This window comes from Neolewinella lacunae, assembly GCF_014349155.1.
Lineage (GTDB): Bacteria > Bacteroidota > Bacteroidia > Chitinophagales > Saprospiraceae > Neolewinella > Neolewinella lacunae.
On record NZ_JACSIT010000061.1, the window covers coordinates 1 to 21,496 of the forward strand.

A 21,496-nucleotide genomic window follows, 5' to 3' on the forward strand; every position below is an offset into this window, starting at 1 on the left:
GCTAGTAGATTTTGTTGACTGACTAAATCAAAAAACGCAGGCAACGCCATAGCGTTGTTGAGGCTTTTTGATGACGGCAGGCGGCAAAAGATGCTGCAGATTACCCGAAAATTTAAGTTTGACAGACCACTAGTTAACGCCAGGCCCAACTTCCCCTGCTCTCCCCTTTGGGCCATTCCTCTGCACCTGCGGACGCGCCCAAAACAGAATAGCTCCGCCAGTGACCAGTCACTGCGGAGCTATTCCATTTTATGCGAGCACCGTGGCTAAAATAAAAACGAAACCGAATAATTGCTTGAATTTAGTTGCGCATTAACTACGCTGCTGCCTCTGGCGGTCATTCACGCATTAGCCTACGGCCGCTTAGCCTCCGCCCGCGCAAAGTCTCCCGCGCGAAGGATGATCATTTTATCTACGTCGATGTACTTGGTCATCGCGGCGTTGATCTGTTCGGGGGTGAGGCTCATCATTTTCTCTTCCAGCTTCTTGGACCACTGCATGTCGCGATCCAGGTAAGCGTTGGAGCTGAGCATTCCGGCCAAAGAGCGATCCTGGGCGCGGTTCATTTGCTGGCTCTGTACCCAGCTGCTTTTGGCGTCCTTGAGTTCCTCGGCGGTAAAGCCTTCGGTGCGCGCCCGTTCGATTTCTTCGCGGAAGGCCTTTTCCAGTGCTTCGCGGTTCTCGGGGTTGTAGATGGCGTAGGCCATGAAGGTGCCCCGCTGGTCTTCGTCGCTGGCGTTGAACTGGCTGCCTACACCGTAGCTCAGGCCATCGGTGCGGCGGATGCGGGTAGCCAGGCGGCTGTTCAGGAAACCACCGCCCAAAATAAAGTTGGCCATGTTCAGGGCTGCGTAGTCGGGGTGGTTACGGTCGATGGGCATGACCTGCGTGGCAATGAACCACGCGTTGGCCTTATCCGGCGTCTCCAGCTTTACCATATCGGGTTTGACGGCGCGGTAAGGGCGGGGGATGCGCTCGTATTTCTCGGGGCTTTTCCAATTGCCGAAGTTGCGCTCGAGTGCCGCCACGACGGCTTCCTTATCCATGTCTCCGCTCGCCGCGAAGGTAGCGTCGGAAGCACCGTAGAAGTCTTTGTAGAAGGCCTTCAGGTCTTCCAATTTGATGGATTTGAGGGCGGCAACGTCTTCGTCAAAGTCATTGACGTAATAAGGATGGCCCTTGGGGTAGTCGCTCGTCCGCTTCTGCATTTCCGTGAATACGATGGCCTGGGGGTCGCTGCGGCTTTCTTCCACGCCCGCCAGTGCTTCCTTCACCAAGCTGTTGAATTCCGTTTCTGGGAAGCTGGCCGTCCGGAGGATTTCGCCCACCAGATCGATGACGGCTGGCAGGTTCTGGTTCTCCGTTTCAATGGAGACGTAAGCCCCCGTTGCGCCGCCACCGATGAAAACCTGCGCTTTGAGGGCGTCAAATTTGTCCTGGATCTCCTGGCGGCTGTATTTTTCCGTACCCATCATCAGCATGCGGCCCACCAGGTCGCCCACGTCAGAACGGCCTTTGAGTTTTTCGAGGTTGCCGAAGCGGAGGTTCATCGTGGCGTTGACGCTGTTGCCGCGGGTTTCCTTCGGCAACAGGGCGTATTCCACCTTGGTTTTGCCGACGGTGCCGGAGACGGTGCGGCCATCGATGTTGTCGTAGCCCGGATCAAATTCTTCGCCTTCGGCGATGGCGGCGCGGCCGGTGTATCCTTCCGTCAGCAGGCTGAGGTTAGACACTTCGGGGATCTCGGCGCGGTCGGGCGCGGCCGTCGGGAAGAACCGCCCAATGGTCCGGTTGGAGGGCTTAAAGTAGGTCTGGGCTACGCGCATTACGTCTTCGGGCGTCACCTGCTCGATGCGGTCGCGGTAGATAAAGCCGAGGCGCCAGTCGCCCTGGGCAATGTATTCACTCATGGAAAGACCCACCCGGTTGGCGTTACGCTGCGCGAGTTCGAAGTTCTTCAGGCGGCCGTCTTTGGCACGTTTGACCTCTTCTTCGGTCGGCGGATTCATCTTCAGGGAGTCGATGGTCGCTTTCAGGGCCGCTTCCACCTTGGCCAGGTCATTTTCCTGCAGTACGTTGGCGTTGAAGAAGGCGAAGCCCGGCTCGGCCAGCGCGGGCGCAAATCCCCACAGCACGCTGGCGTCGCCTTCCTCGACGAGGGCTTTGTAGAGCCGGCCGCTGGGCTCGTCCGTAAGGATGTCCATCAGGATCGCGATGGGGGCGTAGTCGGCGTGCGGGCCGGCGGGAATGTGGTAGGCGGCCTGTACCACCTGCACGTCGCCCGTACGGCGCAGTTCCACGAAGCGCTCACCGTCCTGGACGGGTTCCCGCGTGTAGGTGGGATACAGTTCGCGGTCCGGACGGGGAATGACGCCGAATTTCTGGTTGATCAGTTCCAGGGTTTTCGCCTCGTCAAATTTGCCCGCTACCAGCAATACCGCATTGTCGGGTTGGTAGTATTTGCGGTAAAAGCCCTGCAGGCGCTCGATGGGGACATTTTCAAGGTCGGCCTTGGAGCCGATGGTAGATTTTCCGTAGTTGTGCCACAGGTAAGCGGTGCTCAATACCCGCTCCATGAGGACGCCGCCGGGGTCGTTTTCGCCGGATTCGAATTCGTTGCGCACCACGGTCATCTCGCTGTCGAGGTCCTTTTTGGCGATGAAGGAGTTGACCATGCGGTCGGCTTCCAGATCCAGCGCCCACTCGAGGTTTTCGTCGGTAGCCGCGAAGGTCTCAAAGTAGTTGGTCCGGTCGTACCAGGTCGTACCGTTGGGGCGGGCACCGTGGCTGGTGAGCTCGGCCGGGATATCCGGGTGCTTAGGCGTGCCTTTGAAGACCAGGTGCTCCAGCAGGTGGGCCATGCCGGTTTCTCCGTAAGCCTCGTGGCGGGAGCCCACCTTGTAGGTGATGTTGACCGTGGTGGTGGGCACCGAAGGGTCGGGGAAGAGCAAGACCTGGAGGCCATTGTCCAGTTGGTATTCCGTGATGCCTTCCACGGAAGTGATCTTTTTGGGGCTTCCGTCTTGGGCACTTAAGGTCGTAAAGGCCAAAAGGAAACAGACGACGAATAGTAGTGATCGCATGAATTAATGATTAGGGTGAAGAACGTAACACAAGATCGTAAACGCGCCGACGAACGGCGGGGGTATTTCGATGAAAGACGGTAACAAATGGACGAAGGTTGCCATTCCCGGGCGGATGGGAGGGAGGGAGAACAACCGGGCGCGGTCGCAGGTGCCGGGTCAGGGACTCGGGAGCAATGCCCGCCGGGTAGGCTTCCATTGCTTCGGCAAGCGTGCCCCTGCATCCTGCGTCAGCGCCCCGGCAGCTTACCAATCGTCGGCAAAAGCTTTGTTGAAAATTTGCTCGTTGATCTGTCGGGAAATCTCTTCGATGGCCTCGTCCTGCACCGAAGCCAGGGTCTGGCTGCCGGGGAAGTCGAAGAAGAAAGAGAAGTTCTGCTTCCAGTTACCGGGGTCGTCAGCAGGCTTTTGCAGGTTTTTGAAGTCGATGGCCACCACAATCGTCAGGCGGTTGAGGGCCGAAAAGGCCGCTGTTTCGTCGCCCGCGCGGGCAGCTTCGGCCGTGACGCGGAAATCGACGAGGGTACCCGTAATCAGCAGATCGGGGTTCTCTTCGGTGATGACCAGGCGGGCTTCGTCCCGGACTTTATTGCGGAGGCTTTCCGTCAGGTCCAGGTGCAGCGTGGGCGGAGCACCGATCGCGTTATCGACGTAATTGGGTACTGCTGCGGTCTCGACGCCCTCCGGGATAGAAATTCCTTTAAAGGAGTAGCAGGCGACCAGCAAGCAGGGCAGCAGCACCAGGCTAAGGGCCCGGCGAAAAAAAGAAATGGGAGGAAAACGATGGACCATACCCAAGCATAACGCCGCAAAGAGGCTTTTCGTGGTACCTACCGGCGCATTGTGCGTGCAGCAGCGGCTCAGGCGGCGCTGGCCTGGAGGGTTTCCATGTCGCGCACCAGGATGCGGCCACGGTTGAAGTAGATCAGGTTTTCCTTGCGCAACTCGTTGAGTACCAGCGTCACGGTTTGGCGGCTGGTGCAGGTGATGTTGGCAATGTCCTGGTGGGTAAGGCTGTGCTTGAGCAACATCTCAAATCCTACGCGGCGACCACGCTCAGCCACCACTTCGTAGAGAAAACCGACGATGCGGCTGCGGGCATCCTTGAAAATGAGGTTTTCGAGTTTGTGCTCGGCGGCCATCATGCGCTGCCCGAAGAGCTGGAGAAGGCTCAGGCTCAGGGCTGGGCTTTTGGCCAGAATCCGCTGAAAATCACTGACGCGGATGGTGTAGAAATGCACTTCTTCCTTGAGCGAGTGGGCCGTTTCGGTCCGCTGGGTCTCGCCAACGAGGGCCAACTCACCGAAGATGGCTTCGGGGTGGATCAATTGCTTGATCACTTCCTTGCCCTCACTGTTGTGGGTGCTGATTTTTACCGCGCCCTGGGTGAGGAGAAAAATGTGGTCGCTGGCGTCGCCGGGCTGGTAGATGACGGAGTAGCGCGGCTTCTTGCGGTGCTCCATCGCCTCACAGAGTTGGATCTTCTCTTCGTTCGTCAGAGCAGAAAAAAGTTCAAACTGTTCAAGTAAGGCAATTTTGGCAACGGTAGGCATGGCGCTAGTCTTTTTAAATGGTCTTGAAGGGGAAATCGGAAGGCTACATTTGGCAGCGGAGGCATTTTGCCCTTTGTCGTTTGGCCGCTACAAGTTTAGGACACCATTTTGGAGCGCTCCCCCCAAGCAAGGGGGAAAATAAATTCGGTGAGGGCCTCTGCGCACCCGTTCATGCCGGCCAATCGAGCAGGGCCACGCGCTGGAGGGCCAGGATGCTGAGGGCGTCGCGGATGCGGCCATCCAGGGTCATGGCAATGGCTTCGCGCAGGGGAAGGCGACGGAGCTGGAGTTCTTCGGTGTCTTCGGGCTCAGCCTCTTCCTGGCGGAGTCCTTTGGCCAGGTAGGCCACGCCGTATTCGTCGGTGACGGAATTGCTGAGGTGGAAGTCCAGCAGGCGCGTCCATTCCCGGGCCACCAGGCCGGTTTCTTCTTTGAGCTCCCGTTGCGCCGTCAGCAGGGGATCGCTGCCTACCGGGCAACCGCCTTCGGGGATTTCCCATTCGTAAGTGCCCAGGGCGTAGCGAAACTGGCCGACCAGGTAGGTGTAGCCTTCGTCGTCCACCGGGACAATACCGATGGCGTGGTTCTTGAACTTTACCAGTCCGTAGATGCCGGGATTCCCCGCAGGGTTGATCACCTCGTGGTGCTCAATGCGGATCCAGGGATTTTCGTACGGTACGGCGGTGGTTAGCGTTTTCCAGGGCATTTTCGGGAAGTTTTAGTAGTTCATAGTTCAGTAGTCGGTAGGCACTACTCAACTACGAACCATAAACCGGCTAAAGTTATGCAGTTAGCTTTCAGTATGCTTCGCTCTGTCACTATCTGAACCTTACACCCACCATCCCACGCACTTCATTATAACGGTATATAGAGCTTGGCGCTGAAACGCTGTAGCCACCAGTCAGCTTGAGGAAAGGGGAGAGCCTTTGATTGGGCAAAAAATCCACCCAAAAACCAAGATTGAAGCCAAGCAAGTTTTCGGGTTGGGAGCGACCGTCCGTTCTATCATCGCCTGGAATTACATCTTGACACACGAAAAAACGGAAACTGGTTCCAGCTAATTCGGTATAACAGGATTCGATGAGGTAATCGCTTTGCTGTAGAACGCCATAAAACGTTCCTCCGATGAGGTAGGTGCGCAGCTTTTGCGCTTTTGGGTTGAGGGCGAGGTGACCACTTATCTGGAAGGTCAGGTAACTGGCATCGATCCTGCTGGCCCCGGTAATGGTTTGGCTTTCGTTCCATTCAGGAACGCCGGGTACGATGTTGAGATCGCCAGTGTACTCGTATTGATCGTACGATAAACTGCCCACAATCCGAAACCCATCGTTGACGGGAAGCATCAATCCGGCTTCCCCGAAGGAAAGTTTATCCCGGTTGAAATCAATGTATTGAAAGAAGCCCGTCCCCGAAGACCAGCCTGAGTTGGCGAAACCGACTCCACCGTAGAAAGCTAAGGAATTATTGGTTTTCGGAGACTTCTCATTCCAAAAAAAATCGTGGTTTTTACAGGCGGACAATTCCCGGAAAAATTGCCCGACCTGGTAGTCAGAAAAGAGGTAACTCTTACGTTGGAAAGAACAGGCATTTTCAACTTCCAGCAATTCATCAAGTTTCAGCTGATTACCAACGGCCAGGTAAGCACCGGGTAAAAGATAATAATACTTGCGGGCCGGAGTCTCCAGCAACAGGTCATTGGTGCCCCTGATGCGCTCGGTATAGTTGAGCTTGTAGAGGCTGGCTGTTCCTGTTGCCAGGCGTTCCAGGAACTTGGGCGTACCCAATAAGCGCTTATCGGTAAGGTCAATGGTACGCGAGGACACAAAAGTTCCTTTCTTAGGATGGTGGTAACCGGCAACGTCGGCCGGAGTAAATTCCTCTGCGTCCCCATCCATCGCCTCGAATCGGATGAGTTCGTCGTCGGAAAAACTAGAAGGGAAAGTAATTTTTCCCCGGATGGTATCTCCCTCGTTAGTTACGATGTAACCCGTTTTTTGGGAAAGAAGCGGTGCCCCAAGGAACAAAAATAAAATAGCCGGTAAGTATCTGGACATAAGGAGAGGGTGTTTACACAAGCGCATTACACGAATCAGCCTACGCCAGTCCGCCTGAGTCATTAAAATTGGTGTATCGCCCATGTCGTTAGGATGAACGACAAAACAAGGACAAATCACGCAACCCACTCCAAAGGTAAAAAGGGCAAGCGACTCGAAGCCAAAAAAATAGGGATCCTGCTGCCCCAAACTAAAATTCTACTCCTTGCTCCGGTAAAACTCCAGCAAACGGCGCGTTACCCGGTGCGGATAAAAGCGGGGCTCTACGCCATAAGGATTGATGTGGATGCCCGGATCGGGCCGATCATCCACAAACTTGGCGATGTACTCCGGGTCGTAACCTTCGGGGAGGGCTGCGATGACTTTTTCCCTGGCAAGGTGCCATTCCTGCCCCAGTTGCTTACGCAGCAGGCGGATGTATACGAGGTCTTCTTCACTGGGCTGTTCCATGATCTACTTTGAATGTTTGAATGCAGGGTGGCTCGGGACGCCCCGCCAGGTTGATCGGTTGCAGACGTCCCGTCCGGCTAAACGCAGTTGAGGCGCAGGATGTGCACCGGCGAAGGTAGCACCTTTATTCGCCGATGGAGGCGCAGACGTAATCCGGAAAAATGCCGGAAGATTGGATTTCCGTGGCGGCGCTTTCCCGCCGGGTGTTGCCGGAAAGGACCAGCGCCGTATCGATGCCAAAGGAGTTGCCGCCCAGGATGTCAGTGTGCAGGGTATCACCTACCATGAGGATATCGGAGAGACTGACGTCGGTAAGTTCCCGGCCCACGCTTTCCAGGCCCAGTTGAAACATTTGCATGGCGGGCTTGCCGAATTTCACGAACTGTCTTCCCAGCACGTATTCCGCCAGCCGGGCGATGCTGCCCGTGGCCAGGGCCACGTCGTTGGCCGTTACCGGGTACAACAGGTCGGTATTGGCCACTACCACCGGGGCCTGGCTCTGCCGCAGGAGGTTGATGACGCGGTTGACGTCGGTGTTCAGGTCGTAGCCCTCATCGTCGAGAAAGGCAATGGCCTTGATGTCGTCAATCCGGCTCATGTCCACCTCCGCAACGGGGATGGCCTCTAAACCCGCCCCGATGATGTACTCCGCAGCGGCGGCGGTACCGAGATAAGCTACCTTGCCAGAGCGCACTTTTTGTTGCAGGAACTGCCGGGTTGTGGCTCCGGAGGTGATGATTTCTTCCGGCGGGAAGCCCGGAAGGCCGTATTTGACCAGGCGGCGGGAGGCAGCCTGGGCGGAACGGGCGGCGTTGTTCGTCAGGACCCGCAGGTGCTTACCCTCGGCGCGCAAGCGGGCGATACATTCCACCACGCCCGGGATGAGCCCGCGGTGGTTGATCAGCACGCCGTAACTGTCCAGGAAAATCACTTTGTAACGGTCGGAAACCTCCGAGAAGCGGTCGATGTGCACGGGAGTAAGGGAATAAAGGATGAAAGGAATAAAGGATGAAAGGATGAAAGGAATAAGGGAGGAAAGGAATAAGGGGGGAAAGGAATAAAGGTAAGTTGGGGACTGTTCACCTGAGCTTGTCGCTGAAAGTAAGCCGTCTACGGGGCCGCTTACGTAGCGTCGGGTGGAGCCCCGACGTTTTCGTTCAGACGGATAGTCGCTAAAGGTTCAGCGCGTTCAGCAGCTTGGCTTCGTCGAATTTCTCATCCAGCGTGGGCAGGTGCAGCGTCAGCGCATCGTGGGCGAGCGACCTGGCAATGGCGGGCTGGAAAAAGAACTGCCCGAGGCGCAGGACGTAATTGAGCAGAAAAAACCGGTAAGCCTCTTTGATGAACAGCACCTCCTCCCGGGAAAGGGGGAAAACCTCGTGGTAGGCCTGCAGAAAAGACACAAAGCGGTCTTCCAGTAAGCGATCGACTTCGTAGGTGAACACCGTGCGGTCGCCCACCTCGGAAACCACCCGGCTGAGGAAGTAGAAATCGGCCACGCGGGTCGACATCCTGAACCAGTCGTAATCCCAGCGGCTGGCCAGGTGGCCGGCCCGGTCCAGACTGAAGTTGCCGATGTTCCAATCTATGAAGACCGGGATTTTCTGAAAACCGTAAACGTTGATCCGGAAGGTATTTTCCAGAAACAAACGACACTGTTCCTGGATCAGATCGAGGTGCTCCGGGTAATCCGCGGCCGCCGTTTGGAGGAGGGAATTGACGTCGGTGGTCATGTTCCGGTCGGAGCGCGGCAGGGTGTGGCTGACCAGCGTGCAATCGCGGTGGAAAAAAGCCATTTCCCGCCCCAACTGCGTCACCTGGTCGTCGGAAAGCCGCCGGGGCATGTGCTCCAGGATGCGCAAGGGGCGGTAGAAGATGATCCAGGCGTCCTGGTCTTCGCCCACGTGGCGGTGGAAGAATATATTGGGTCCTTTCATCAGGGCGCGGCTCAGCAGGTCGGCGTAGCGCACGGGCAGGTTGTTGGAAAGGACATTGATGATGGTGTGGTCTTCGGCGAAGTTCTCGAAGGAGCCAAACACGGTCACCTTGGCGATGAGGGTATTGCCATCCTCCATCGTGAGCTGGTAGACGGAGTTGGTGGAGACCCGCGCGCTGATGTCTTTGATCTGCTTGATCTGCCGGGTGTGGTCGTAGGCCCGCCAGGCGTAGCGGATGATGGTTTCGTAATCTTGCATGCGCTCAGGCTGTTTCGAAGTAGCGGCGGCGCTCCCAGTCGGTGACCGCCCCCGAAAATTGCCGCCATTCCCATTCGCGGGTGCGCAGGAAGTGGTCGGTGAAGTCTGGGCCGAGGATTTCCCCGGCTGTTGTGTTCCGCCGCATTGCACCTGCGGCCGCGCCCAGATCCGTCGGTAAAGATTCCCCGATTGCCTGATGGTAAGCACTGCCTTCCACGGGCGGCAGGGTAAGGGGCAGGGCCTTTTCGATGCCATACAGCCCGGCGGCAAGTGCAGCAGCGATGGCCAGGTAAGGGTTGGCATCGGCACCGGCCACGCGGGTTTCCAGGCGCGTTCCCTTCGGACTGCCGGGGATGACCCGCAGGGCCACCGTGCGGTTATCAACGCCCCAGTTGGCCCGCGTCGCCGCCCAGGAACCCGCCACAAAGCGTTTGTAGCTGTTCACGTTGGGCGCAAACATGGGCAGCAAAGCGGGCAGCAGCGCGAGCTGACCCGCTACGTAGTGCGCAAACAAGTCGCTCATGCCGTAGCGGCCCGCCGGATCGTGGAAAACGTTGTTGCCATTTTGCCAGAGCGACTGGTGGAGGTGCCCCCCGCAGCCGGGCAGAGCGGCCGACGGCTTGGCCATAAAGCTGGCGACCAGGCCGTGGCGGTAGGCGATTTCTTTAACCCCCTGCTTGAACAGCACGGCCCGGTCAGCGGCTTCCACGGCCGGACCGTAAGCAATGGCGGCCTCCATCACGCCGGGCCCCGTCTCCGTGTGCAAGCCCTCCAATGGGATACCAAAACGCCCCAGTTGCTCGAATAAATCGCGGTAAAAGGGCGCGTTCTGGCTGGTCCGGAGGCCCGAGTAGCCGAACATGCCCGGCGAGAGCGGCTCCAGGTTGGCGAAGTTTTTCGCGGCCAGGCTCCCGGGCGTTTCGGAGTAGGTAAACCATTCGTATTCCGGCCCGAAGCGGGCTTCAAAGCCCATTTCCCGGGCCTTTTCCACCGTCCGCAGCAGCAGCGCCCGCGGGCAGGCGGCCGCCATGGGTGCGTCCGACCCGGCAAAATCGGCCAGCAGGAAAGGCAGGTCGCCCTCCCAGGGAATGTTGCGGCGGCTGCCGGGCAGCAGGCGGGCCGGAAGATCGGCAAAACTACCGTCGTCGCGGCCGTTGTCGTACACCACATCCTGGCTGTCCCAACCGAAAAGAACGTTGCAAAAACCGAAGCCTTCGCCCAGGCTCTGCAACACTTTTTCCTTGCTCAGGTACTTGGTGCGCAGCAGGCCGTCCACGTCCGTCACGCCCACTTTCACGCGGTTCGCTTCCTGTTCACGGAGCCATTGCTGAAGGTCTTGCATCGTTTGCTTACTTGGTAAATCGGGCCAATGGGCAGTATGGCGCTGCCGCAGGTGCAAGGTAGGGGATACGGAGCAGAAAACGTTTGGAGGGACGATTTTCATCCCAGAGCACCGACGTGAGGTCGAGACGCTTTACGTCGAGGGGGGGAGGTTTTTACTGCGCCGTGGAACGTCTTGGCCTCAAGGCTTGTCCGGCGCAGCCCCAAGCTTAGTGTACTTAGTGCGCTTAGTGTCCTTAATGGTTCAAAAAGATGAAGCCGTGCAACGGCTCAAGCATTGCTGCTACGTGAAACGTCTTGACCTCTTAATCCAGCTTCAAACAGTCCAAAAAGGCTTTCTGGGGCACTTCGACTTTACCGAACTGCCGCATTTTCCGCTTACCTGCCTTCTGCTTTTCGAGGAGCTTGCGCTTGCGGCTGATGTCTCCGCCGTAACATTTGGCGGTCACGTCTTTGCGCATGGCCGAGAGCGTTTCGCGGGCGATCACCTTGGCACCGATGGCGGCCTGGATGGCGATCATGAACTGCTGCCGGGGCAGCAACTCGCGCAGTTTCTTGCACATCCCGCGGCCGATGTATTCGGCCTTAGAGCGGTGGACAAGGGCGGAAAGCGCATCGACGTTTTCGCTGTTCAGCTTGATGTCCATCCGCACCAGGTCGGTTTCCCGGTAGTCGAGGGGCTGATAATCGAAGCTGGCGTAGCCGCGGCTGATGGACTTGAGGCGGTCGTAAAAGTCGAAGACAATTTCGGCCAGCGGCAGCTCGAAGTGGAGCTCTACGCGGTGGGGGCTCAGGTAGGTCTGTCTCAGCAGCGTACCCCGTTTATCGATGCACAGGTTCATGATGGCCCCGATGTAATCGGTGGTGGTAATGATCTGCGAGGAGATGAAGGGTTCCTCGACCATGGCCCGGTTGTTGGGTTCGGGCAGTTCGGCGGGGTTGCGGATTTCGAAGACGTTGCCTTTGGTGTCCGTTACGCGGTAGGTAACGTTGGGCACGGTGGTGATGACGTCCATATTGAACTCCCGGAAGAGGCGTTCCTGAACGATCTCGAGGTGGAGCATCCCCAGGAATCCGCAGCGGAAACCGTAGCCAAGGGCGGCGGAGGTTTCGGGCTCGAAGATGAGGCTGGCGTCGTTAAGCTGGAGTTTTTCGAGGCTGTCGCGCAGGGGCTCGAAGTCGTCGTTGTCCAGCGGGAAGATGCCGGCGAAGACCATCGGTTTTACTTCCTCGAAGCCGGAAAGCATCTCGCCGCGGCGGGCGTCGTGGGTGACGGTATCGCCGACTTTGATTTCGGAGGAGCGCTTCAGGCCGGTGATGACGTAGCCTACATCGCCGCAGCCGATTTCTGCGGTGGGCTTCATGTTGAGTTCCATGGCCCCTACCTCATCGGCGTGGTAGCTGGCCTCGGTGGCGAGGAAGTGGATTTTATCGTTCTTCTTCAGCACGCCGTTCATTACCCGCACGTAGGCAATCACGCCGCGGAAAGGGTTGAAGACGGAGTCGAAAATCAGGGCCTGGAGGGGCGCGGCGGGGTCACCCTTGGGCGGGGGGATGCGGTTGACGACGGCCCGCATGATTTCGGGGACGCCAATGCCCGTCTTGCCGGAAGCCAGAATGATGTCTTCGCGCTCGCAGCCCGTCAGGTCGATCATCTGGTCGGCCATCTCTTCAATCATGGCCGTTTCCATATCGACCTTATTAAGGATGGGGATGATTTCCAGGTCGTGCTCAAGGGCAAGGAAGAGGTTGGAGATGGTCTGGGCCTGGATGCCCTGGGTGGCGTCCACGAGCAACAGCGCCCCCTCGCAGGCGGCGATGGAGCGGGAAACTTCGTAGCTGAAGTCAACGTGGCCGGGGGTATCGATCATGTTAAAGATGTACTCCTGCCCATCGTCGGGGTGAGTGTAGTGCATCTGGATGGCGTGGCTCTTGATGGTGATGCCACGCTCCCGCTCCAGATCCATATCATCGAGCTGTTGATCCATCTTATCCCGTTCGGAAACGGATTGGGTAAAGTCCAGCAGGCGGTCAGAGAGGGTACTCTTACCGTGGTCGATGTGGGCGATAACGCAGAAGTTACGAATATGCTTCATATGGGGCGCAAAGGTAAGGCTAATTCATGTCCTCAGGAAGTAAACCGTTCGGACCGTTGCAGTGGGCGGCACTTTGCCAATCCACACTTAGGGGAAACGGCGGAAGGGGCTTTGGGTTGAGGGAAATCCCCCCCGCCGGCGAACAAATTTGGACGGCCTCACGCTAGAGGTAGATGAAAGGATGGCTAAGACCTCTTGCAGCGGACGCAGGTTGATTTTTAACCCGGCGTCGTGAATGAAGCGCGTTGTTTAATGCACTTCTGGTGCGCACCCTTCGATGAGCCAGTCAATTGAAGATACTTGCTTCCCGGCCTGGTCCGTCCCTCCACGGTGTATCCATTGCCGGTGGTTGCCGCTATCCCTCAAGACCGCATTAGTAACCCACAAAACCAATCAGATTATGACCAAGTATTTCACATCCCTACTCTTATTCCTGTTCGTGCTGGCCGGCAGCGCATCTGCCCAGGAGGAAATGACCAAGCCCTCCACCAACCGCGGCAGCGACGTCGCCACCGCCGAAGACTACCAGCGCATTTTCAAGAACAGTTTCAACGTTGAACTGCGCGCCCTGGCCATCGAGGCCCTGGAGCTGGACGAAAAGCAGACCACTGCCTTTACCCCCATCTTTCTCGATTACACCCAAGCTAAGAACGGCCTTATGACACGCCGTACCACCCTGCTTGACGACTACCGCGAGGAGATGAAGGAAGATGACACGGCAGAAGACGAGCGGGAAGAAACCGCCGACTTCATTGAAAACTACTGGGAAATTGACATCGCCGAAATGGAATTGCAGAAAGACTATTTCGACCGTTTCGAAGACGTCATTACCGGCGAGAAGGCGCTTGAATTCTTCGCCCTGGAACGTATGTACCAGAATCGCCTGAACCGCACCATCCTGATGGAAAAGGTGCCCACCATCCGCTACCTGGTGCCTTCCGACTATTCCTACCAGTGGGAGATGGACCAGTACAAAGAATGGAAAAAGGTAAACATCGACGGGAAGGTTTCCCTGGACCACAAGTTTACCTCCACCGGCCTTTCCAAGTTGCTCAACGCCGCCGAAGCCATGACACAAGCCGAAGGCATCAAGGTGAACAACTTTGACCAACGCAAGGCTATGGTAATGAAGAAAGCCGATCAGTTGCGCGACAACTGGAAAAGTACGGAGCACGCTGACTACGCCCGGGCCGCCTTCGTAGAAACCGCCAGCATCTTGCAGGAAATTGCCCAGTCTGACCGTTTTATGTCCCGCAAAGCGTGGACTGACCAACTCAGTGCTAACGCTAAGGCCATTAAGCCCGACGTAAAACTGACTGCCCAGGCCGATAAAGTGTACAACTTTTTCGATACGGCCGAGACCATCGTCAACGACCTGGTGGAACAAGCCAACAAGCAAGCCCGCAAATAAGCCGGAGCCAAGATTTTCTTACGCTTAGTTACTTTGCCGCCCTGCTTCCGTGAATTCGGAGGCAGGGCGGCTCATTTTCGGGCCAGCCTTAAGATAAATACGGCCCCGGCGGCGTTTGCCTGGGTGATGGTACTATCTTCACGCGCTACAATAGCCCTTTTTGCCCCGATGAGCCTCGTCTACCGCCTTGCCTTCCTTGCTATCCTAACCATTCATTGCACCTGCGGCCGCGCCCAGAACGTGCAATTGCCCGGTACAACCCTGGCCGAAGCCTCCCCGCAGGGATTGCCGCCCCGAGGCGAACGCCCGCCGGCACCGGGCCTCTACGACCTCAGCAAAATCGTGGAGATTGAGCTGACGATGCTCGACGAAAACTGGAAGAAGAAACTCAACTTCTGGAAAAAGCAGAACCTGGGAGACCGCGTACTGGCCACGCTCAAGGTAAATGGCATGACTTACGATAGCGTCGGCGTCCGCCTCAAAGGCAACAGTTCCTACTTCGGCCCCGCCCGCGAAGACAAGAAAAAGCTGCCCTTCAACATCAAGGTCTCGGAAACCAAAAAGGACCAAAGCATCGAGGGCAAGTACCAGACCCTGAAGCTGAGCAACCTCTTCCGCGACCCCAGCTACCTGCGCGAAGCCCTGAGTTACGCCATTGCCCGCGATTACGTTGCCGCCCCCGACTGCAACTTCGCCCGCCTGACGGTCGATGGCGAATACTACGGCCTCTACAACCTGACGGAATCGGTCGATGAGCAATTCGGGGAAGACGAGTTTAATTCCACCGACGGCCTGCTGGTCAAGTGCGACCCCGAAAGCAAAAACCCGCCGCCCAGCACCTGCCCCCCAGGCGTCGGCGCCAACCTGACCTACCTGGGCGAAGACTCGCTGTGCTACGCGGCCCGCTACGAAGTCAAGCGCTCCGAATACGGCTGGCAACAGCTCATCAACCTCACCAAGGCCCTGCAGGACGAAAAAGAAGACCTCGGCAAGCACCTTAACGTGGACGAGGCCCTCTGGATGCTGGCCTTCAACAACGCCCTGGCCAACCTCGACAGTTACCTGGGCCTGTTTTGCCACAATTACTACCTCTTCCAAGACGACAGCGGCATCTGGCGGCCCGTGGTGTGGGACCTCAACCTGAGCATCGGTGGCTTCCGCCTCGTGGAGCAAAACAAGGTACTGACGGACGAACAGCTGGCCACCATCAGCCCATTCCTGCACTTTTCCGACCGCAATGAAGACCGGCCGCTCATCCTCCGCTTGCTCGACCGGCCCCTCTACCGCAAGATGTACGTGGCCCACCTGAAGACGATTTACGAGGAGCAAATGGCTAGCGGCCTCTACCGCAAGCGGGCCGAGAAAATCCGCGCCCTCATTACTCCGTTCGTGGTTCAGGAACCCACTCCACTCTACCCCGTGGAAACCTACACACAGAACTACCACAGCTCGGTAGACGTACAGGGCGGTGCCGTCATCGGAATCGAGGAATTTTTCAAGCGGCGCAGTGAATACCTCGCGGCCCACCCCCTGTTGGTGAAACCTACCCCGGTGATTGCCGACCATTCCGCCACCCGCGACGGCGAGCAGGTAGTCATCAGCCTCTCCCTGGCCGCTGGCGAGCCCGCCGAGGCCGTCTGGGTAGCCCACCGCGCCGAAAACGCGGGCACCTTTCAGTACGCCCGCCTGGAGCCGGTGGCCGATAGCAATTACACCGTTGCCCTGCCTGCGGCCCAGGTCAAAGACTACTTTCTGGTGGCCGAGGGCAGTATCAGCGCCACGGTACTGCCCGCCCGCTCGGCCCGCGAATGGTTTACGGTGAAATAATTCTGGTCTTTATACCCGCAATGCCGCCCGCTTTTTTTGCGCGCACGCAGGTGCCGGGGAAGTCGACAAAAAGCAATGATGGAAGAGCTACCCGACAACGTAATCTGGCTGGAAGACGCCGACCGGAGCCGCTACGTGCACAAATACGACTTTCAACCGTTTGAAACCGGGGAGGTGGCCACCTTCTACGATTACCACGCCGGTGGTTTCCTGGATTACGACTCCGCCCTCACCTGCCGCGTGGTGGAAGATGACCTGCTGGGGCCGGTGGCGCGGGCGGTGTAGGGGACGAACGAAAACGGTGGGTTTTAAGGCAAATGGTCTCCTAAACGAAAACGTCGGGCTCCACCGACGCTACGTAAGCGGCCCCTCCAGGGCCGGGCAGCACGGTAAAGCCATCTTGTCATCCTTCGGCGTACAACGCCTCCATCAATAGCCTATCCCTTGCGGCAGCTCCCTTAATCCTTTTCTCCTTTCTCCTTTACTCCTTTACTAATGATCAGTCGCTTCCGCGCCCACTACCAGACCATCGTCCCCAACCTCTTCCGCAGCGTGCCGGTGGATTACCGCCGGGAGCGGATTACCACGCCGGACGGTGACTTTCTGGACCTCGACTGGCTGGACCACCCCGCAAGCCGGCAGCTGGTGGTGCTTTCCCACGGCCTGGAGGGGGATAGCCGCCGGGTGTACGTGGCCAGTGCGGCGCGCTACTTCCACCGCCACGGCTGGCACGCCCTGGCCTGGAACTGCCGCTCCTGCTCCGGGGAAATGAACCTCACCGAAAAACTCTACAGCCACGGACAGGTAGAAGACCTGGAGACGGTCATCAACCACGCCCTGGCCACGGGCCTTTACGACCGCGTGGTGCTGCTGGGCTACAGCATGGGCGGCAACCTGACGCTGAAGTACCTGGGCACGCAGGGAAAACAGCGCCCGGAGCAAGTCACCCACGGCGTAGCCTTCTCGGCCCCGGTTTTCATTGCCCACAGCGCCGATAGCCTGGACCGGGCGGAGAACATCATCTACCGCCTCAAATTCCGGCGGGCGCTGACGGAGAAAATCCGCCGCAAGGAAGCGCAGTTTCCGGGGCGGGTGGACTTCAGCCGTTTGAAAGACGTGCGGGTGTGGCGGGACTTTGACCGCTGGTTTTCCGCCCCCATCGGTGGATTCGACGACCTGGATGCTTATTATGACTATCTTTCGTCGGGCAACTTCGTGGCGGGCACCACCGCGCCGGTCCTGATCGTCAATGCTACTAACGACCCCATCGTGCCGCCGGCCTGCTCGCCGCACGAACTGGCGGCCACCCATCCCCTGATCCACCTGGAGCAACCGCACTGGGGTGGCCACGTCGGCTTCGCCCTGCGGGGTAAACCCCACAACTGGATGGACGAACGGGCCCTGGCTTTCGTTAATGGATAAAGATCTCCTTCCCCGCGTAGCACCGTTCAAACTTCCCTCTCATGAACTTAAAGGCATATTCGATAGATTTACATCAAAAAACGGTAGCTTTTCGTTAGAAAACGGTACAAACTCCTGCCCATGAAATCTCTTTTAACGCTTCTGCTGTCCCTGCCGCTCTGGCTCAGTGCACAGTTCGTGGCCCCCAGCTCCAGTCCTCCCGCCGAAACAAGTACCGAGGCTGGCTATACCCAACTCAGCGTATCCTATCACCGGCCTAACGTACGGGGCAGGGTGATTTTCGGGGAACTTTTGCCGTGGGGGGAAGTCTGGCGGGCGGGAGCCAACGAGAATACCCTGTTGAAGGCCGACGGAGAGTTCCGGGTGGGCGACAGTACTTTCCGGGCCGGAACCTACTCCCTCTACCTCATCCCCCGGCGGAGCGGAGACTGGACCTGGGTGCTCAACCGCAGCACCCAGAACTGGGGCACCCAGGGCTACCAGGACAGCAAAGACGTTCTTCGCATTCCCGCCCGGCCCATTCGCCTGCCCGAGCGCATTGAGACCCTGGAATACCGCTGGATGAACGTCAGGCCCCAGTCCGTCGATCTGGTCCTGGAGTGGGAATGGTACCGGGTTTCCCTGACCATCTCCCTGCCTACCGACGAGCAGGTTGCCGATAGGGCCGCCAGTTTTCTTAACCCCGCCCAAGACCCTAAAGAGTACTACGCCGCCGCCCGCTATTACCTCGATAACAAGCTGAACCTGCAAAAAGCCAAAGCCTGGATGGACCGTTGGGCAGCCCAGGATGAGGAACAGTTTGGCCGCCTCCGCTACCAGGCCCTGATTGAGTACCAACTGGGCAACGAAGCCAAAGGCAAACGCCTGATGGAGCGCAGCCTCGAACTGGCCAAAGCCGCGAAAAACACCCACTACATCCGGATGAACGAGGAAAGCCTCAGGGAATGGTCGCGTACCCCCGAAAGCATCTCGCCGGATAGCCTCCTGGCCCGCAGCATCCGCTACCACGACCCCGAAAAGCAGTGGACCGCCAAGGCCCACCTGCTCCAGCTGGCCGAAAGCCGCACCGACGGCACCGTCCGTCACACCCGCCTGAGCCTCTACCCTGCTACTGCGGACTTTGACCTTTACCAGGTGCGCGGCAAAGACAAGGTGCAGCTCCGCTTCCTCAACGGCACTTATTCCTTCAGCCACCAGGGCCGTACGGACATCTCCGACTCCACCCGCGCCAGCCTTCACCTGGACGAAGCCCGAACCTTACTGCTGCGCGACTACTACACCTACCTCTGGGGCCTGCCCATGAAACTCGAGGACCCGGGCACCCTGTTGCAACCGACGGTACACCGCGTTTGGTACGACGGACGGGAAATGCTGGAAATGGAGGTTCACTACACCCCGGAAACGGGCAAGGACATCTGGTTTTTTCTGTTCGACCCCGTAACTTACGCACTGGCTGGCTACCGCTTCTACCACGCCAAGGATGGCCCCGGTACGGGTGAATACATCCTGCTGGAAGGCGAAGCCACCGTCAACCAAATGAAATTGCCCGCCCGCCGCCACTGGTATTCCACTGCCGACCGCCTGTACCTGGGCACGGACGAAATCCTGGAATAGCCCAACCGCCCCCTTCCATGAGTACCCTCCATACGCCCGACGACCCACGCCACCAGGTGGGTAACCCCCTTGATAAATCCTGGTACCGTATCCTGCCGCTGGCGGGGGTGATCTTTTCCTTTGCCGTGGTGAGTTTCTACTACGGCCGCCTGCCCGCAACGGTGCCGATCCACTTCGGGCTGGACGGGACCGCCGACGGCTACGGACCAAAATGGATGCTCTGGATGCTGCCGGCAATCAACCTCGGCCTTTTTTACGTCCTGGGCTCCGTCAGTAAGGCCGATTTCCGCTGGTTCAATTACCCCGTGAAAATCACGGAAGCGAATGCCGCCAGGCAGCACGAAATCAGTTTGCAACTACTGGCGGTAATGCGCCTCGTCTGCTGCCTTGGTCTGGCCTATCTGGTCTATGCCGTGGTACTGACATCGCTTGACGGACAAGGCTATCTGAGCATTACCGGCCTGGCGCTGTTCCTGCTCGCCGTTTTTCTGCCGATTGGCTACTTCCTGTGGCTGGCCCGTCGGCACCGGTGACCGACGCCCATTAAACGCAGGTCCTGACGCAACCCGGGAGCCCGGGGCCCGGTACCTCTGGCTGCCCGGCTGCGTTTTTATGGACAATAAGTTCGGCACTTACCGCCCTCCTTTGATTACCTTCGCCACCCGAAACAGCCCACTGGCAAATGAATGTACTACTTCTGGGCGGCGGTGGCCGCGAGCACGCCATGGCGTGGCGCCTGAGCCAAAGTCCCCTCTGTAAGCAGCTGTTCCTGGCCCCTGGCAACGCCGGCACCAGCGAATTCGGCCAGAACCTGGCGATCAATCCCCTCGACTTTGCTGCTCTCAAAACTGCGGTTTTGGAACACCGGATCGGTCTGGTGATCTGTGGCCCGGAAGAGCCCCTGGTGCGCGGCGTTCAGGACTTTTTCCGGGCGGATGCGGACCTACGCAGCGTGCGCTTCCTCGGCCCCAGCGCCGAGGCCGCCCAACTCGAAGGCAGCAAAGCCTACGCCAAGGTTTTCATGGAGGAACAGGGCATTCCTACGGCGGGCTACCGCAGTTTTACCGCCGCCACGCTCGAAGAAGGCCTCGAATACCTCAACCACTGCCAGCCCCCGATCGTACTCAAAGCCGATGGCCTGGCCGCCGGAAAAGGCGTTGTCATTCTCAATGACGCAGGCGAAGCGCGCACGGAATTGCAAAGCATGCTGGAAGGCAAATTTGGTGCAGCCAGCGCCGAAGTGGTGGTAGAGGAATTCCTGGACGGTATCGAGTTTTCGGTGTTCGTCTTGACCGACGGCGAAAGCTACCGCCTGCTGCCGGTCGCCAAAGATTACAAACGCATCGGCGTGGGGGATACCGGCCCCAATACCGGTGGGATGGGCTCCGTGAGCCACCCCCCGTTTGTGGACGCCGACCTCATGGCCAAAGTAGAACAACGGGTCATCAAGCCCACCCTGCGCGGCATCCAGCAGCGGGGACTGGATTACAAAGGCTTCATCTTCATCGGCCTCATTGCGGTGGACAATGATCCCTACGTAATAGAGTACAATTGCCGGATGGGAGACCCCGAAACGCAGTCCGTCATGGCCCGCCTCAAGACCGATTTCCTCCAACTCTGCCTGCAAGCCGCCGACGGTGAACTGGCGGCGGCCACCATCGAGATGGACGAACGGCAGGCGGCGACCGTCGTGATGGTCAGCGGCGGCTACCCCGGGCCCTACGAGCAGGGTAAAGTTATTGCGGGCATTGAAGCGGTGCATGACAGCATGGTCTTCCACGCGGGCACCAGCCGGAACGCTGCGGGAGAACTGGTCTCCAGCGGCGGCCGGGTGCTGGCCATTACGAGCTACGGCAAAGACTTCCGCGAAGCCCTGCAAAAGAGCTACGCCAGCGCCAAAAAAATCCACTTTGAAGGCGGTAATTACCGGGGAGACATCGGCTTCGATCTATAGATTTACGCTGCTTTTTTACCGGTTCATCCACCATTTGGGGGTCTTGGCGTGGGCTCCCGGCGGAAGTCCTTGCTGAGGACTGCCCTCGCTCGTCTACCCCACCCTGGCACCTGCGGCCGCGCCCCGTACGGCGTTGTGACACCCTGAATGACCAATACAGCGGGGCGAGCAACAAAATTCTGTTGTTTCACCAAATGTTTTTTGCGCGGTCGCAGGTGCCGGGAACGCTATGAAAACGGGCGGTGAACGGCCAAAAACGCGCTGTTTTGCCCCGGAAAAATGCGGCAAAGCAGCGGAGCGAGAAACTTTAGCTATATTAGAGCACGTTGGGGACTTCGCAAACTGCCGCAGTTTGGTTATTTTCACCTCCCCATCTCTTCCACTATTACCCAATTAGCTTCGCTATGCAGTAACTTTAGTGGGCCAAAAGAGAGGAGAGGTTGAGCAGCGGCAAGCCGCCCACCCCAAACTGCCCCTGGGCATTTCTCAGGAGTCC

The 21,496-nt window shown here is 58.2% G+C and carries 17 protein-coding genes; 7 read left to right on the forward strand and 10 right to left on the reverse strand.

The window, feature by feature from the left end:
* Nucleotides 1–353 precede the first annotated feature (353 nt).
* The 10 genes from H9S92_RS03505 to lepA all read right to left on the reverse strand — a co-directional run bounded on the left by H9S92_RS03505 (nt 354) and on the right by lepA (nt 12,772).
* Nucleotides 354–3,083 carry a M16 family metallopeptidase gene (locus tag H9S92_RS03505; RefSeq protein WP_187465332.1) on the reverse strand — a complete coding sequence of 910 codons (2,730 nt, stop codon included), beginning with the start codon at nt 3,081–3,083 and terminating at the stop codon, nt 354–356.
* 246 nt (nt 3,084–3,329) lie between these two features.
* On the reverse strand, nt 3,330–3,875 hold the full coding sequence (lptE, locus tag H9S92_RS03510) for an LPS assembly lipoprotein LptE (protein ID WP_187465333.1): 546 nt from the start codon (nt 3,873–3,875) through the stop codon (nt 3,330–3,332).
* Nucleotides 3,876–3,943: 68 nt separating this feature from the next.
* The gene (locus tag H9S92_RS03515) at nt 3,944–4,636 is read right to left on the reverse strand and encodes a Crp/Fnr family transcriptional regulator (protein ID WP_187465334.1); all 693 of its coding nucleotides are present in this window, start codon (nt 4,634–4,636) and stop codon (nt 3,944–3,946) included.
* A 169-nt stretch (nt 4,637–4,805) separates the two neighbouring features.
* Nucleotides 4,806–5,342, reverse strand: coding sequence for an NUDIX domain-containing protein (locus H9S92_RS03520; protein ID WP_187465335.1), 537 nt, complete (start codon nt 5,340–5,342; stop codon nt 4,806–4,808).
* Between the two features lie 112 nt (nt 5,343–5,454).
* A complete protein-coding gene (locus H9S92_RS03525) occupies nt 5,455–6,690 on the reverse strand; it encodes a hypothetical protein (RefSeq protein ID WP_187465336.1) in 1,236 nt (411 codons plus the stop codon).
* Nucleotides 6,691–6,888: 198 nt separating this feature from the next.
* Entirely contained in the window at nt 6,889–7,140 is a 252-nt protein-coding gene (locus H9S92_RS03530; protein WP_187465337.1) for a hypothetical protein, read from the reverse strand.
* Nucleotides 7,141–7,264: 124 nt separating this feature from the next.
* Complete coding sequence (locus tag H9S92_RS03535) at nt 7,265–8,113, reverse strand: TIGR01459 family HAD-type hydrolase (RefSeq protein WP_187465338.1); 849 nt, start codon at nt 8,111–8,113, stop codon at nt 7,265–7,267.
* Between the two features lie 199 nt (nt 8,114–8,312).
* The gene (locus H9S92_RS03540; RefSeq protein WP_187465339.1) at nt 8,313–9,335 is read right to left on the reverse strand and encodes an aminoglycoside phosphotransferase/kinase family protein; all 1,023 of its coding nucleotides are present in this window, start codon (nt 9,333–9,335) and stop codon (nt 8,313–8,315) included.
* A 4-nt stretch (nt 9,336–9,339) separates the two neighbouring features.
* Nucleotides 9,340–10,677, reverse strand: coding sequence for a glutamine synthetase family protein (locus H9S92_RS03545; protein ID WP_187465340.1), 1,338 nt, complete (start codon nt 10,675–10,677; stop codon nt 9,340–9,342).
* Between the two features lie 304 nt (nt 10,678–10,981).
* On the reverse strand, nt 10,982–12,772 hold the full coding sequence (gene lepA, locus H9S92_RS03550; RefSeq protein ID WP_187465341.1) for a translation elongation factor 4: 1,791 nt from the start codon (nt 12,770–12,772) through the stop codon (nt 10,982–10,984).
* A gap of 400 nt (nt 12,773–13,172) precedes the next feature.
* Between lepA and H9S92_RS03555 the strand changes: the two genes are divergently transcribed.
* The 7 genes from H9S92_RS03555 to purD all read left to right on the forward strand — a co-directional run bounded on the left by H9S92_RS03555 (nt 13,173) and on the right by purD (nt 21,000).
* The gene (locus tag H9S92_RS03555) at nt 13,173–14,183 is read left to right on the forward strand and encodes a hypothetical protein (RefSeq protein WP_187465342.1); all 1,011 of its coding nucleotides are present in this window, start codon (nt 13,173–13,175) and stop codon (nt 14,181–14,183) included.
* A gap of 126 nt (nt 14,184–14,309) precedes the next feature.
* Nucleotides 14,310–16,010, forward strand: coding sequence for a CotH kinase family protein (locus H9S92_RS03560; protein WP_187465343.1), 1,701 nt, complete (start codon nt 14,310–14,312; stop codon nt 16,008–16,010).
* Between the two features lie 75 nt (nt 16,011–16,085).
* Nucleotides 16,086–16,295 carry a hypothetical protein gene (locus H9S92_RS03565; protein WP_222935962.1) on the forward strand — a complete coding sequence of 70 codons (210 nt, stop codon included), beginning with the start codon at nt 16,086–16,088 and terminating at the stop codon, nt 16,293–16,295.
* Between the two features lie 210 nt (nt 16,296–16,505).
* Nucleotides 16,506–17,432, forward strand: a complete 927-nt coding sequence (locus tag H9S92_RS03570; protein ID WP_187465345.1) for a YheT family hydrolase — start codon at nt 16,506–16,508, stop codon at nt 17,430–17,432.
* Nucleotides 17,433–17,552: 120 nt separating this feature from the next.
* Nucleotides 17,553–19,046 carry a DUF6503 family protein gene (locus tag H9S92_RS03575; protein WP_187465346.1) on the forward strand — a complete coding sequence of 498 codons (1,494 nt, stop codon included), beginning with the start codon at nt 17,553–17,555 and terminating at the stop codon, nt 19,044–19,046.
* Nucleotides 19,047–19,063: 17 nt separating this feature from the next.
* A complete protein-coding gene (locus tag H9S92_RS03580; RefSeq protein ID WP_187465347.1) occupies nt 19,064–19,579 on the forward strand; it encodes a DUF1648 domain-containing protein in 516 nt (171 codons plus the stop codon).
* Between the two features lie 149 nt (nt 19,580–19,728).
* Nucleotides 19,729–21,000, forward strand: a complete 1,272-nt coding sequence (gene purD / locus H9S92_RS03585; RefSeq protein ID WP_187465348.1) for a phosphoribosylamine--glycine ligase — start codon at nt 19,729–19,731, stop codon at nt 20,998–21,000.
* The last annotated feature ends 496 nt before the right edge of the window (nt 21,001–21,496 follow it).

What these genes read in the sequence shown, in the direction of transcription:
- H9S92_RS03580 (WP_187465347.1), top strand. Translation starts at nt 19,064, where the DNA reads ATGAGTACCCTCCATACGCCCGACGACCCACGCCACCAGGTGGGTAAC.
- H9S92_RS03575 (WP_187465346.1), top strand. Translation starts at nt 17,553, where the DNA reads ATGAAATCTCTTTTAACGCTTCTGCTGTCCCTGCCGCTCTGGCTCAGT.
- H9S92_RS03565 (WP_222935962.1), top strand. Translation starts at nt 16,086, where the DNA reads ATGATGGAAGAGCTACCCGACAACGTAATCTGGCTGGAAGACGCCGAC.
- H9S92_RS03515 (WP_187465334.1), bottom strand. Translation starts at nt 4,636, where the DNA reads ATGCCTACCGTTGCCAAAATTGCCTTACTTGAACAGTTTGAACTTTTT.
- H9S92_RS03525 (WP_187465336.1), bottom strand. Translation starts at nt 6,690, where the DNA reads ATGTCCAGATACTTACCGGCTATTTTATTTTTGTTCCTTGGGGCACCG.
- purD (WP_187465348.1), top strand. Translation starts at nt 19,729, where the DNA reads ATGAATGTACTACTTCTGGGCGGCGGTGGCCGCGAGCACGCCATGGCG.
- H9S92_RS03505 (WP_187465332.1), bottom strand. Translation starts at nt 3,083, where the DNA reads ATGCGATCACTACTATTCGTCGTCTGTTTCCTTTTGGCCTTTACGACC.
- H9S92_RS03545 (WP_187465340.1), bottom strand. Translation starts at nt 10,677, where the DNA reads ATGCAAGACCTTCAGCAATGGCTCCGTGAACAGGAAGCGAACCGCGTG.
- H9S92_RS03560 (WP_187465343.1), top strand. Translation starts at nt 14,310, where the DNA reads ATGGTACTATCTTCACGCGCTACAATAGCCCTTTTTGCCCCGATGAGC.
- H9S92_RS03530 (WP_187465337.1), bottom strand. Translation starts at nt 7,140, where the DNA reads ATGGAACAGCCCAGTGAAGAAGACCTCGTATACATCCGCCTGCTGCGT.
- H9S92_RS03570 (WP_187465345.1), top strand. Translation starts at nt 16,506, where the DNA reads ATGATCAGTCGCTTCCGCGCCCACTACCAGACCATCGTCCCCAACCTC.
- H9S92_RS03520 (WP_187465335.1), bottom strand. Translation starts at nt 5,342, where the DNA reads ATGCCCTGGAAAACGCTAACCACCGCCGTACCGTACGAAAATCCCTGG.
- lepA (WP_187465341.1), bottom strand. Translation starts at nt 12,772, where the DNA reads ATGAAGCATATTCGTAACTTCTGCGTTATCGCCCACATCGACCACGGT.
- H9S92_RS03540 (WP_187465339.1), bottom strand. Translation starts at nt 9,335, where the DNA reads ATGCAAGATTACGAAACCATCATCCGCTACGCCTGGCGGGCCTACGAC.
- H9S92_RS03555 (WP_187465342.1), top strand. Translation starts at nt 13,173, where the DNA reads ATGACCAAGTATTTCACATCCCTACTCTTATTCCTGTTCGTGCTGGCC.
- lptE (WP_187465333.1), bottom strand. Translation starts at nt 3,875, where the DNA reads ATGGTCCATCGTTTTCCTCCCATTTCTTTTTTTCGCCGGGCCCTTAGC.